This is a genomic window from Actinoplanes sp. CA-131856 (assembly GCF_050956135.1).
GTDB lineage: Bacteria > Actinomycetota > Actinomycetes > Mycobacteriales > Micromonosporaceae > Actinoplanes.
Genome location: NZ_CP191849.1, coordinates 2,967,232 through 2,979,548 on the forward strand (window position 1 = coordinate 2,967,232; position 12,317 = coordinate 2,979,548).

Consider the following 12,317-nt stretch of genomic DNA (forward strand, 5'->3'; position numbering starts at 1 on the left):
GGCGGATTCGCCATGGCGGAATGGGGAACATTTACGATCATGAAAGGCGTGTACGGGAGAAGGAAGCGTCCGTTGAGTATCATCGGTCCGCGATGCGCGGAGCGGAGGTGCGGGCGATCATGCAAGAGGGTCTGACTCCGTTCTGGCGCCGTCTTGTTCCCTTCGCGCCGCTTTTCATCTCTTGTGTATTGGCGGTTCCGAACAGCCCCATCCGCTTGTACGCGGCTTTGTACGCATTGTTCGCCGCCTTTCAGGCGGCCAGCAGCGTCATCAGCCGGAACGCGAAGTTCATCGGGCAGCGCCGCCGCCAGGAGGACATGTGGGACGCGCTCCAGGCCTTCATGACGGTTCTCGCGCTGATCGCCCGGGTCCATGACTCGCAGGAGCGGGCCGACCTGCACAAGAGGCTGAACGGCATCGCACTGGCGACCGTGCAGCGGGCCGGTGTGCGGCGTCATCGTGCGGGCGCCGGTCCTCTTCGCGCCGCTTTCTACCTGCTGATCACCGCGGACGCCAACGGTCCGGTTCCGCGGTTGCAGCGTTATCAGTGGCGTGGCTACCTCAACAACGAGGAGCCCGAGGACCACTTCGCGGACGGCCAGTCGGAGTACGCGTCCCAGATACTCGATCTTGCTTTGCGCGCCGGCACCGGGCCGCTGTTCGACGGCGGGCCGAAAGACGACGGCGCCTATGTCGCCTGCTTGACCGTTCCGGTCCGTCAGGACGATGTAGCTTGGGGCGTCCTGCGGGTGGAGTCGACGGAAAAGGGTGCTTTCACCGACGCCGACGGGATTTATCTGACTCTGGTGGCCACCGGGTTGGCACAATCTCTCACTCTGCTGGACGATGACCCTGAGGCTTTGCTGAATTACACTCGACATTCGGGTTCTGTGACTCGCGATGGGGGATCCGATCATGACTGAGGCCCCGAACCCTCAGCCGTGGGAGCTCGGCAAGCGCTACATGCGAGGTGAGCTCGAGGCGGCCGACTTCCTCGACCAGTCCTCCCGCGACCTGTCCGTTCGGGTCAGCCTGGCCCGTGCCCGTGCGGTCGGCGCCATCATCGGGCTCTTCGTCACCGTCTCCTACACGGTCCTGGCCCTCTATCTCCTGTGGGACGGCGGCAAGGTTCTGCCGGGCCTGCTCAGCCTCGCCGGAGCTCTCGGGGTCGCGATTTTCTCCGTGACCAGATATCGCCGGCCCGACTGATCACCAGATGCGCCGGGCCAGCTCGGCCACGGCCGGGCCGTCGTAATCCCGCAGCAGCTTCCGCAGGTTCCGCATCGCCTTCCGATCGGCGTCGTCGGTGAACTTGAGCCGGTGCAGCGCGCGGTTCCATTCGCTGTCGTCGGCCGCGACCAGCGCCAGTTCGTCCATCACCCGCCATCCCGACGCGGGCGGGCCCTCGCGGCCGAACTTGTCTTCCGGCGGCACCGTCGACGCCTGAAGGCGGCTCCGCAGCGCGGGCCAGCGAGTGATCACCTCGGCGAAGATCACGAGATGGCGCGCCCTGATCTTCAGATCGGTGCCTTCGGACCTGTTCTTGCTGTCGGCCCGGTCGAGGACCCGTACGTAGTATTGCCAGACCGTCAGCAGGCGCTTGATCTCACGGGGCGACCGGTCCGGAAGGTCCTTGATGCGTTCGGCCAGAAGGGTGCGCACCTGCGGATGCCGTTCGCGGGCGACGGTCATCACGACGTGGACGGGCTGTGCGGGCCCACTGTCGGCGCCGGACGCCGTCTCCGCCTCGGCCGAGGCGGTCTCGGTCACGGCCTGGGGTGACCTCGCCGGCCGGCCGCCGGTGACCTCCGGTGTGCCGGGCGGCCGGGCCTCGGTCATCGCGGGCCGCAACAGATCGGATATCAGCCGGTCGACCGTGGTGTCCCACAGGCGCGGCAGCACGACCGGCAGCTGGATGAGCTTGCGCAGGAACGTCCACCCGAAGGACGGATCCTCCGAACTGATCGCGCTGCGCCGCGACGCGAGGCTCGCGTAGACGTCGTCCAGATGGGCCGCGACGATGGCCGGGTCGAGGCCGAGGACGAACCGGGCGCCGGTCAGCCGCTCGGACAGGAACAGATTGATCGCCTCCAGCACCTCGGCGGTGATCTTCGGGCTGCACCTGTCGAGGTCGTCGACGAAGACGATGACCTCGACGCCCTCCCGTTTCAGATCGTCGAGCACCGCGCCGACGTCGTGCTGAACGAGATAGAGATATCCCGCCCGGGCACTGTAGAGGGGATCGCGGATCGGCTCCGGCAGCGCCGCCGCGGCCGAGCTCTGCCCACCACTGGCCAACGGCCCGGTGAAAAGCTCGGCCGGCAGCCATCGCGACGCCCGGCCGAAGTAGTACCGGACGGCCGAATGCAGCAATCCGAGGAGCAGAAGAACAACCGGAAGAGCCATTGCCACCTGTACGCCACGGAGTTCGCGCCCGAGCACGGAATACTCCACGGCCGGATCGACCAGCCGCGCGGTGAGCGGCACCAGAAGGGCGACCACGGCGACGGCGAGCAAGGGCGACGCCGCGCGTTTGCGTAACGTCCAGCGCAGTTGCCTGGTCCGGGTGTGCCGTCGATTGCGCTCCAGCCAGTACCACTCCTTGCCGTCCTCGCCTCGCCGTTCATTGCGGCGGTTCCGCCGACGTTCCCTAAAGCGTTCCCAGCGGCTGTCGGCCGGCGGCGTCGCGCCGGTCACCGGCTCGGCCGGATAGAGAGCCTTGCCCGCCGCCTCCAGGATCGACCTCGTGAGTCCCGCCCAGACCTGTTCGCTGGTCTGGTGGGCCCACGGATTGAACCAGGCCGTCACCCATCGCCGGACCGGCGGCTGCTCGGCCTGCCGCGGTGCCCGCAGATCACCGGCCAGGGTCTTGAGGCTGTTCCACGGTGAGGGGCGTCCCAGCAGGATGTCGGCGCGGGCCGCGGTCAGCCGCCGGCGGCGCCGCGGCCGGAACGGCGCGGGGGTGGCGGCGTCGAGCCGTCCCCGCACCACCTCCAGCATGCTGCTCTTTCCCGAGCCCCACGCTCCTTCGGCCGACAGCACGGTCGGGCCGGCCTCGTCGGCGCCGTCGGCCGAGCGGCTCAGCAGGTCCACCATCTCGGCGATGAGGTTCTTGCGGTGCAGACGGTCCAGGCGGACGGCCCGGTCGGACGCGCCACCGAAGCGCAGATCGCCGTACTGCGCGGTGATGTCGGCCAGGTGGATCCCGCCGTCACCACCGCCCAACGCGGTGTGCACCGCGCCGTCCGGTTGCACGGCGCACAGGGCCGACACGACGGTGAGGCCGGTGTCGATCCGGCCGGGCACGTCGATCGCGTTGAGGTCCAGATAGTTGACGCGGCCGTCCTCGCCGGTGGAGAGCAGGAGCTGCCGGCCGTCGGGCATGTCCAGCACCAGCAGATCCAGGACGAGGCCGTCGTGCCGGACGAGGATGTGGCTTCCGGTGCGGGTGTCCCAGATCCGCACGGTGCCGTCGGCGCCGGCGGAGAGCAGGCTGTTCCGTTCGCCGGGCCGCAGGACCTTGGCCAGGCAGCGCACCGGGCCCTCGTGCTCGTCCCAGATGCGCACCGGATCCTTCACCGCCGGGTTCAACAGCCGGATGACCCCGTCGTGGCTGGCCGCCGCCACTCCCTGGCTGCGGTCGGTGAGCTCGCCGCTGACCAGCGCGTAGGTCGGCTCGTCGAAGATCTCGCGGATCTCGCCGGTGTCCGGGTCGAAGGTGAAGACGCCGTTGTCACCGGCGCAGGCGACGCCGGGACGGCCGCCGGGAAGCTCGATGTCGCAGACCGTCCAGAGCCGGCCCAGGTCCCGCGCCAGTTCGACCGGCGCCGCGCCGCGGTCGGCCCAGTGCAGCAACCGGCCGTCGGCGCCGGCCGAGACCAGCCCGAGCCCGGGCAGGCGGTCGGGCAGCCAGGCCACCCGGAACGCGTTCTTCTGGTGGCCGCCCCGGAGCACCTCGGGCGTGGACTGTGGCGAGGTGGGGTCGTGGAGCCGGATCCGGCCGTCGTCGCCGGACGTGACCAGCATCGGCGTGTCCTCGATGGTCGCGGCGACCATCGAGTGGATCCGGCCCAGGGAGGGCGGCGCGAACCGCGGCTCGCCGGAGTCCACGTTCCAGATCCACACCTTGGCGTCGGCGCCGGCCGAGGCCAGCACCCGGTCGCCTTTCGGGGTGACGGTGGCGACGACAGCGGTCACCGACCCGATGTGCCCCAGCGACGCCGGCTCGATCGGATCGCCGTCGATCGTCCACCGGCGGATGAACTCGTCCTTGCCGGCGGAGATCAGCGTGGCCGGGTCGCTGCCCCGCGAGGGCATCACGGCCAGGGTGCTGACCGGCTGGTGATGGCGATGGTCCAGCTTCCGCAACAGCGACAGCGTCTCACCGGCTTCCCAGAGCTTGATCACGCCACTGTCGTCGGCCGAGGCCAGGCGCTCCCCGGCCCCGGCCGAGCCGGGGATGAAGGCGAGCGCGCGCACGGCCCGGTCATGGGCGTTCTGCACCTCGTGCAGCAGCACGCCCGAGCCGGGATCCCAGACGCGCAGGCTCCGGTCCTCGCCGCCGGAGACCAGCAACGACCGGCCGTCCGCCAGCGGCATCGCCTCGAGCGCCCACACCGCCTGGAGGCCCGCGTCGAGCGGCGGCCGGACCCACGTCCGGGATTCGACGTCGCAGCGCAGCACCCAGCCGTCGGAGGTGCCGGCCACGACGAGCCGGCGCCCGTCCGCCGGCGCCAGGGCCGTCATCGAGTTCAGATCGCCGACGTCCTCGACGAGCGGCACCGAGACGCGCTGCCGGGTCCGCGGATCCCACAACGCCACCTCGGCGTCGTTGCCCCCGGTGGCGAGCAGGTCGCCGCCGTCACCGGCCACCCGCGCCATGGCGTTGACGCGCCCGACCGGCACGGCGGAATCAGACGACCGGACGCCCTTGATGTCGTAGAAGACGATCTCCGACCCGGTGAGGGCGGCCAGGGCGAAGCTTCCGTCGTGCAGGGTCAGCGACGTCAGCGCCCTGATCTGGTCCGGCATGAGCACGCCTCCGGAACTGTCGACCTTGGAGAGCGAGTTAACCGTGTCCAGGCGTACGTGCGCCACACCTACGGTCCGATCAGCGCGGCCAAAGCCGAAAAGGACCTAACGTCGAGACGCACACCGTGAGCTGGGCGAGCTGAGGCGTCGCGGGTTCGTCCGTCACTCCTGAGGTAGCCGCTTCGGTTCCGCGCTCTTCGGCCAGGTCCAGGCGATCCGAGTGATGGCGAGCAGGAGGATGATCTCGATCAGGCTGCCGACGATGTAATAGATCCAGCTCTCGCCGATCAGGGTCGCCGCCACGGTCGCCGCGTAGAACAGGCCGGCCACGATGTTCGCGAGCCGGTTGACCCGGGCCGGGGCGAGCAGTGAGACGACGACCATCGACGCCGCGGCCGCTATGTACAGCGTCGTCAGCGTGAGGAACGTCTGGCTGACCGCGAGACCGGTGCCGGACACCTCGCCGGCGAGCACTCCGTTGATCACGTCGGCGCGGTAGAAACCGAAGATGTCGACGTAGGCGAACACGAACAGCGTGGTGATCCACAGGCCGCAGAGCGCGATTCTGGTGTCAACGTCCTTCATGGATCCAGTTTCGGGCGCGCCAACGGCCGAACGCCCGAGTCTTGAGGCCGGTCCTTCCCTGGCCCATCGGCCAGGACCGCCGGCGGTGCTGGATCGCTACTGTGGAAGTCGTGCTGAGCGCACGACTTTCACGGCTCGACCGGGCCCTCGCCGCGCTGGCTCTGGCGGTGCTCGCGGTCGACGCGGTCGTCACCGGCCTGGCCTGGTGGCCGGTGGCCGTCGTCTTCGGATGCGGTCTGGCGGTCGCCGTCCTGGTCCGCAATGCCCATCCGCTGCCCGCCGTGGCGTACGCGTTCGGAGGTTTCGCGGTCCTCGACGTCGCAGCCTTCGCCCTGGACGCCGAACCCGTGGTCCTGAACAGCGGATGGGTGGTGTTCCCGCTGGTCTACTCGCTGCTGCGCCGGCGTTCCGGCCGCGACGTGGTCATCGGGACGGTGGTTGTGGCGGTGAGCGTGGCCGCCATCGTCGGCGTCGACTTTCCCGGGATCGCCGAGACGATCGCCGGGGTTGCCATGGTGCTGCTGGCCGGCGCCCTCGGGGCCTCGGTGCGCTACCGGGCCGTCGCCCGCGAACAACTGATCGCGCGGGCCAAGCTCGAGGAGCGCGAACTGCTGGCCCGGGAGTTGCACGACACCGTGGCCCACCACGTTTCCGCCATCGCGATCCAGGCGCAGGCCGGCCTTTTCCTGGCCCGGTCGTCGTCGCTGAGCGGGGCGACGGAAGCCCTCGAGGTCATCGACCGCGAGGCGGCCCGGACGCTCGCGGAGATGCGCGCGATGGTCAGCGCCCTGCGTGACCCCGGGCATCGGATCGCCGACATCAAAGGGCTGGCCGCCGACGTCGAGTTCCGCGGTGACCTGACGAACCTGCCGCCCTCGGTCGAGGGCGCCCTCTATCGCGTGGCCCAGGAGTCGCTCACCAACGCGCACCGCCACGCCCGGCAGGCGACCCGGGTCCGGGTGGAGGTGACCGGCAACGCCATGGACGTCCGGCTGACGGTCAGTGATGACGGCGCCCGCGTCGCTCCCGCCGCCGGTCCGCCCGGATTCGGGCTGGCCGGCATGACCGAGCGGGTCACGCTTCTGGGAGGCACGCTGACCGCCGGCCCGGGCCCGGACCGCGGCTGGACCGTCCGGGCCGTCCTTCCCCGGGGAGGTGCGGCGCCATGACGGTCCGCGTCCTCATCGCCGACGACCAGGACATCGTCCGGGCCGGACTGTCGACGATCCTCAACGGCCGGCCGGGCATCGAGGTGGCCGGGCAGGCGGCCGACGGCCGTGAGGCGGTCACCATGGCCCGCGACCTGCGGCCGGACGTGTGCCTGTTCGACATCCGGATGCCCGTCCTGGACGGCATCGAGGCCACCCGCCTGCTCGCCGGGCCGGACGTCCCCGATCCGATCGCCGTCGTCGTGATCACCACGTTCGACACCGACGAGTACGTCTACGAGGCCCTGAAGGCGGGGGCTCGGGGCTTCCTGCTCAAGGGCGCCGATCCGGACCAACTGGCCCAGGCCGTCCACGCCGCGGTCCAGGGTGACGCGCTCATCGACCCGGCCGTCACCGGGCGGCTGCTCGCCACGTTCGCCGCCGGCGGTCCCGCCGCCAGACCGCCCGAGCCCGTGCCCGCGCTGACCGACCGGGAGGAGGATGTGCTGGTCAGGGTCGCCCAGGGCTGGACGAACGCCGAGATCGCGCGGGACCTGTACATCAGCATGAGCACTGTCAAGTTCCATCTGGCCGGCCTGATGACCAAGCTCGCCGCCCGCAACCGCGTCGAGCTGGCCCTCTGGGCCTACCGGGCGCACCGCTTGCCCACATCATCTTAGTCATTAAGATAACCGAATGAGTGTATCGACGGACTTCACCGCGATCATCTCCGGTGCCGGGCTGTCCGGCCTCTGCCTCGCCCAATACCTGATGCGGGCCGGCATCGACGTGCACGTCTACGAGCGAGATCCGGGGCCCTACGTCCGGCAGCAGGGCTATCGGATCATCCTCGACCGGTACGGGCTGGAGGCCTTGCGCGAGAGCCTGCCCCGCCCGCTGTACCGCCTGGCGCTGACCACCGGCGACCAGCCCGGCGGTCACCTGCGCTTCACCGACAGCCGGCTGCGGAACGCCTTCACCATCACCTTCAAGGACGAGCCGCACGCGACCCGGCAGGTCGACCGGCTGACCCTGCGGTCGATCCTGATGTCCGGGCTGGACGGGCGCATCCACTACGGCAAGGCCGCCGTCGCGGTGGACGACGGCGGCCCGGCCGGGCTACGGGTGCGGTTCGCCGACGGCGGGACGGCCACGGGCAGCGTCGTGGTGGGCGCGGACGGCGTCGGCTCGTCACTGCGCGCGCAGCTCATGCCGGACGCGGCCCCGGCGAACACCGCGATGGCGGGCCTGTACGGCCGGTCGCCGCTGCGGCTCGACGGCCGCAGCGTCATCCCGGACGCGTTGCGGACCAGCGGGGTCCTGGCCATCGCCGACCAGCCGGGCCGCGCCTTCTTCTTCACCTCCATGCGGTTCGGCGAAGACCCACGGGAGGCCTTCGCGCGCGTGGCCCCGGGCACCTACGCGCCCATCGGCGACGACTACGTCATGTGGGGGCTGCTGCTGCGGCAGGAGGAGGTGCCTCCCGGCGTCCGCGGGGACCTGCTGGCGCTGCGGCACCTGGCCGCCCGGATGAGCGCGAACTTCCACCCGCTGATCCATCGCCTGGTCGACACGGCCGAGCTCGACGCCACGGTGCTCAACCCGTTCGCCGCCGGCCGTCGCCCGCAGCGGTGGGCGGTGCCGCGGGCCACGCTGATGGGCGACGCCGTGCACGTCATGCCGCCGTTCGGCGCGCACGGCGGCAACACCGCGCTGCGCGACGCCGCCCTGCTCGGCTCCAAGCTCGTCGAGGCCCGGGCCAACGGCACGCCGGTCGAGGAGGCGATCGCCGAATATCAGGCCGAGATGGTGCCGTACGCCTTCCGCGCCGTCGACACCGCGGCCCGGCTGATGCGCCGGCTCACCGGGGGAGCGGCCGCACCGCACTGGGTGCTGACCCGCCTGCTACCTCGCCTGCACCGGGTCACCGTCCCGGAGGCATGATTGCCGGCATGCCCGACGAACCGGCCCGTACGTCCGCGATCGCCGACCTCATGCGCGCCGGGCGCGAGACCTCGCGGCTGTCCACGGTGTTCCGCTACGCCATCGCCGACCGGCTGGGCCTGACCGTGAGCGACCTCGAGTGCCTGGACTTCCTGGCCGACACCGGCCCGGCCACCGCCGGGCAGGTCGCCGAGCGCACCAACCTCACCACCGGCGCCGTGACCAGCATGCTCCGCCGGCTCCAGCAGGCCGGCTACGTCACCACCGAACGCGACCCGGCCGACCGCCGGCGCGTGATCGTCACGCTGCGCCCGGAGCGGGCCGCCGAGCTGGACCGGCCGTACGAGCGGTTCGCCGCCCGGGCCGAGCGGCTCGTCGAGGGCTACAGCGTCGACGACCTCACGTTCCTGACCCGCCATTACGAGCGCATGCAGGCGATGTACCGGGACGAACTCGGGCAGCCCTCCACGTAGGCCGGTGGCGGGGATCATGTTGTGCCCGGGCGGCGGGAAGCGAGATCATCACGCATGCTCGACCCCTCGCCGACCGTTTCCGCGCCTCGCTTCGTCGGCCGTGACCGGGAGATGGCGGCGCTGCGGGACGCCCTGGACCGCCCGCCGGCCATCGTGCTGGTCGAGGGCGAGGCGGGCATCGGCAAGAGCCGGCTGCTGCGCGAGTGGTCGGCCGCCCCGGGCCGGCACACCGCCCTGGTGTCGGTGTGCCCGCCGCTTCGTGAGTCGCTGACGCTGGGGCCGATCGTCGACGCGTTCCTGGGCATCGAGCGGCCGGTGTCGCGGGTGCGGCTCACCGAGCTCGCCGGCGCCCTGCGGCCCCTGTTCCCGGAGTGGTCCTCGGACCTGCCGCCCGCCTTGCCGCCCCTGGACGACGCGAAGGCGGCCCGGCATCGGCTGTTCCGCGCCCTGGACGAGTTGCTGCGGGCGCTGCGGGTCGACGTGCTCGTGCTCGAGGACGCGCAGTGGGCCGACGAGGTGACCCTGGAGTTCCTGCTGTTCGTCATGTCCCGGCAGCAGCCGGACGGGCCCAGCCTCGTGGTCTCCTATCGGCCCGAGGAGGTCGGCGACGGATCGCTGTTGCTGCGGCTGACGTCCCGCCTGCCCGCGGGCGTGACCCAGCTGCGGATCGCCCTGGCGCCCATGCGGCCCGGCGACACGGCGGCGCTGGTGTCCTCGATGCTGGACGGCAACCCGATCTCGCAGGAGTTCACCACGTTCATGCTCGACCGCACCGGCGGCGTTCCCCTGGCCGTCGAGGAGTCGGTGCGCCTCATGTGCGATCGCGCCGACCTGGTCTTCCGCGAGGGACAGTGGGTACGCCTGAAGCTGCGCGAGCTCCAGGTCCCGCCGACGGTGCGCGACTCCACCCGGGAGCGGGTGAGCCGTCTCTCGCCGGCCGCCCAGCAGGCGTTGCGCGCGGCGGCCACGCTGGCCGACCGCTCCTCGGTGGAGACGATCGCGCTGACCGCCGGCCTGGCGCCGGCCGCGTGCCGGGCGGGCGTCGCGGAGGCGGCCGCCGCCGGTGTCCTGGACGGCGACGACCGCGGCCGGTGGCGGTTCCGGCACGTGCTGGCCGCCATCGCGGTCTACGAGGCGATCCCGTTGACCGACCGCCGGCACCTGAACCTGCTGGCCGGCCGGGCGCTGGAGCAGTTGAGCCCACCGCCGGTGGCGCGCCTGGCCCACCACTTCCGCGAGGCCCGCGAGACGTCGTCGTGGGCGCGCTACGCCGAGCGGGGCGCCGAGCTGGCCATCGCCTCGGGTGACCACACCAAGGCGGTCGACCTGCTGGTCGACCTGCTGTCGTGGGCCGTGCTGCCGCCGGGGGACCGGGCGCGGATCGCCCGCATCGCCGGGGTCGCCGCGCTGCGCCGCCGCGAACCGGTCGACGAGGTCTACCACCGGGTGATCCGTACCCTGCGCTCCGTGCTGGAGACCCCCGGCCTGACCGCCCGCCAGCAGGCCGAGATCCGCAACCCGCTGGGCCGGCTCCTGATCACCGGGGGCGAGGCGCAGGCCGCGCTCGGCGAGCTGGAGCAGGCGGTGGCCAACCTCGACCACGACCCGGTCGAGGCGGCCCGGGCCATGACCTACCTCGGCTGGGCGTACGCCGGACCCTGGCCCGCCTCGACCCATCGGAGCTGGCTGGACCGGGCGGCCGTGCTGACCGGCCGGATCGACTCGCCCGCGCAGCGGCTGAACCTGGCCGGGAACCGGGCCGCGGCGCTGCTCATGCTGGGTGAGGAGGAGGCCTGGGACGTCGTGGCCGGCCTGCCCGTCGACGGCGCGACGGCGGCCGAGCGCATCGACGTGGCCCGCATCCACGTCAACGTCGGCACCGGGGCGCTGATCTGGGGCCGGTACGCCGACGCGGGCGAACACCTGGCGGTGGCCATGCGCCTGGCCGAGGCCGAGCAGGCTTCCCGGTTGCAGCACAACATCCGGCTCGAACAGGCCAATCTGGCCTGGAACACCGGTCGGTGGGACGGGCTGGCCGAGACGAGCGCGGCCCTGGCCGACGCCGACCGGGACCGGCCCGCCCACTACCTCGGCAGCATTCGCCTCGCGGCCCGGCTGGCCGCCGCGGCCGGGCGGCGGCGCGCCGCGGAGGAGCAGTTCCGGCTGGTCCTGGAGGAGTCGGCCCGTCTCGGCGCGGCCGACGACACGATGGAGGCCGCGGCCGCGCTGGCCCGGCTGTGGCTGATCGACGGCGACAGCCGCCGGGCGCTGCGGACGACGAACGAGCCGATGGAGACCGTACGCCGGAAGGGCATCTGGGTCTGGGCCACGGACCTCGTCCCGGCCCGGATCGAGGCGCTCCTCGCCGACGGCGACCTGCCGGCCGCGACACGCCTGGTCGATCAGTTCGCCCGGGGGCTGCGCGGGCGTACGGCTCCCGCCCCTCGCGCCGCGCTCACCACGTGCCGGGCTCTGCTGCTGGCCGCGGCCGGGGACCATGCCCGGGCGGCCTCGGCCTTCGACCGGGCGGCGCGTGCCTGGAGCGCGCTGCCGCGGCCGTACGACGCCATGCGCGCCCGCGAGCGCCAGGCCGGGGCGCTGCTGGCCCAGGGCCGGACCGAGCAGGGCCGTGACCTGCTGGCGGCGCAGTACGAGCAGCTGTTCCGGCTGGGCGCCCGCGGCGACGCCGACCGGGTCGCCCAGCGGCTCCGCGAGCACGGTGGCGAGGTCCCGCGACTGTGGCGCGGCGGCCGGCGTGGTTATGGCGACCAGCTCTCACCGCGCGAGCTCGACGTGGTCCAGCTGGTCGTGGCCGGCAAGACGAACCGGCAGATCAGCCGGATCCTGGCCAAGTCGCCGGCCACTGTGGACCAGCAGTTGCGCGCGGCGATGCGCAAGCTGAAGGTGAGCTCCCGGACCGCGCTCGCGGTCAAGGCGGTCGAGGCCGGCGTGTTCGCCGATGAAGATTGACGTATCTGCTTAATAGCTAGGGCCTCTCCTTCCGCCCGAGCATGACTGCATGATCCATAGCCCATGGCCGATGCATGTCTGAGCAGCCTGTCGCGCGTGACGAGCAACTGCCTCCCGTGGAACCACCGCAGGAGCCGCAGGACGACGCCGACGACGACCCCTACGA

9 protein-coding genes are annotated in these 12,317 nt (G+C 71.8%); 7 read left to right on the forward strand and 2 right to left on the reverse strand.

Annotation, left to right across the window (positions count from 1 at the left end):
* Positions 1-92: 92 nt before the first annotated feature.
* Together ACQP2X_RS14110 and ACQP2X_RS14115 are read left to right on the forward strand one after the other, a co-directional pair.
* The gene (locus tag ACQP2X_RS14110) at positions 93-923 is read left to right on the forward strand and encodes a hypothetical protein (protein ID WP_498697044.1); all 831 of its coding nucleotides are present in this window, start codon (positions 93-95) and stop codon (positions 921-923) included.
* Entirely contained in the window at positions 916-1,209 is a 294-nt protein-coding gene (locus ACQP2X_RS14115) for a hypothetical protein (protein ID WP_498697045.1), read from the forward strand. The genes ACQP2X_RS14110 and ACQP2X_RS14115 overlap by 8 nt, the downstream gene beginning before the upstream one ends.
* Here ACQP2X_RS14115 and ACQP2X_RS14120 read toward each other — a convergent pair whose 3' ends face one another.
* Positions 1,210-5,097, reverse strand: coding sequence for a P-loop NTPase fold protein (locus ACQP2X_RS14120; RefSeq protein WP_498697049.1), 3,888 nt, complete (start codon positions 5,095-5,097; stop codon positions 1,210-1,212). It abuts the gene before it with no gap.
* 96 nt (positions 5,098-5,193) lie between these two features.
* Entirely contained in the window at positions 5,194-5,616 is a 423-nt protein-coding gene (locus ACQP2X_RS14125) for a DUF6326 family protein (protein ID WP_498697050.1), read from the reverse strand.
* Between the two features lie 110 nt (positions 5,617-5,726).
* On the opposite strand from ACQP2X_RS14125, the gene ACQP2X_RS14130 reads away from it, so the two are divergent.
* The 5 genes from ACQP2X_RS14130 to ACQP2X_RS14150 are packed head-to-tail and all read left to right on the forward strand — an operon-like array spanning position 5,727 to position 12,151.
* Positions 5,727-6,785, forward strand: a complete 1,059-nt coding sequence (locus ACQP2X_RS14130; RefSeq protein ID WP_498697052.1) for a sensor histidine kinase — start codon at positions 5,727-5,729, stop codon at positions 6,783-6,785.
* Positions 6,782-7,444 (forward strand): response regulator, encoded by a 663-nt coding sequence (locus ACQP2X_RS14135; RefSeq protein WP_498697053.1) that lies wholly within the window; start codon positions 6,782-6,784, stop codon positions 7,442-7,444. Before ACQP2X_RS14130 ends, ACQP2X_RS14135 begins: the two co-directional genes overlap by 4 nt.
* A 16-nt stretch (positions 7,445-7,460) precedes the next feature.
* A complete protein-coding gene (locus tag ACQP2X_RS14140; RefSeq protein WP_498697054.1) occupies positions 7,461-8,708 on the forward strand; it encodes an FAD-dependent oxidoreductase in 1,248 nt (415 codons plus the stop codon).
* Positions 8,709-8,716: 8 nt separating this feature from the next.
* Positions 8,717-9,181, forward strand: a complete 465-nt coding sequence (locus tag ACQP2X_RS14145; RefSeq protein ID WP_498697056.1) for a MarR family winged helix-turn-helix transcriptional regulator — start codon at positions 8,717-8,719, stop codon at positions 9,179-9,181.
* 54 nt (positions 9,182-9,235) lie between these two features.
* Positions 9,236-12,151 (forward strand): helix-turn-helix transcriptional regulator, encoded by a 2,916-nt coding sequence (locus ACQP2X_RS14150; RefSeq protein WP_498697058.1) that lies wholly within the window; start codon positions 9,236-9,238, stop codon positions 12,149-12,151.
* The last annotated feature ends 166 nt before the right edge of the window (positions 12,152-12,317 follow it).